General features: G+C 48.8%; 1 rRNA gene. It reads right to left on the bottom strand.

The features are described 5' to 3' along the window. Nucleotides 1-223: 223 nt before the first annotated feature. A 16S ribosomal RNA gene (locus tag RUW00_RS22780) occupies nt 224-651 on the bottom strand; the annotation flags it as partial.

The following is a 651-nucleotide window of genomic DNA, read 5'->3' as shown; positions in this document are numbered from 1 at the left end:
CGGCTCCTAGTGCCAAGGCGTCCACCGTGCGCCCTTTCTAACTTAACCGTTAAAAAGAATCACTACGTGATATCTTGCATTACTAATTGAATGTGAATTACTTCTGTTATCTAGTTTTCAAAGAACAACATCTCGAAGAATCAAATGATCCTTCAAAACTAAACAAGACAGGGAACGTTCTGTTTATAAGACCCAAGGTCTTATATTCCGTTAAAATCCTTAGAAAGGAGGTGATCCAGCCGCACCTTCCGATACGGCTACCTTGTTACGACTTCACCCCAATCATCTGTCCCACCTTCGGCGGCTGGCTCCATAAAGGTTACCTCACCGACTTCGGGTGTTACAAACTCTCGTGGTGTGACGGGCGGTGTGTACAAGGCCCGGGAACGTATTCACCGCGGCATGCTGATCCGCGATTACTAGCGATTCCAGCTTCACGCAGTCGAGTTGCAGACTGCGATCCGAACTGAGAACAGATTTGTGGGATTGGCTTAACCTCGCGGTTTCGCTGCCCTTTGTTCTGCCCATTGTAGCACGTGTGTAGCCCAGGTCATAAGGGGCATGATGATTTGACGTCATCCCCACCTTCCTCCGGTTTGTCACCGGCAGTCACCTTAGAGTGCCCAACTGAATGCTGGCAACTAAGATCAA

Origin of the sequence: Bacillus sp. IS1 (assembly GCF_032461585.1) — a bacterium.
Taxonomy (GTDB): domain Bacteria; phylum Bacillota; class Bacilli; order Bacillales; family Bacillaceae; genus Bacillus; species Bacillus velezensis.
The sequence above is the reverse complement of the archived record's forward strand: the minus strand, read 5'-3'. Positions and strand labels throughout refer to the sequence as shown.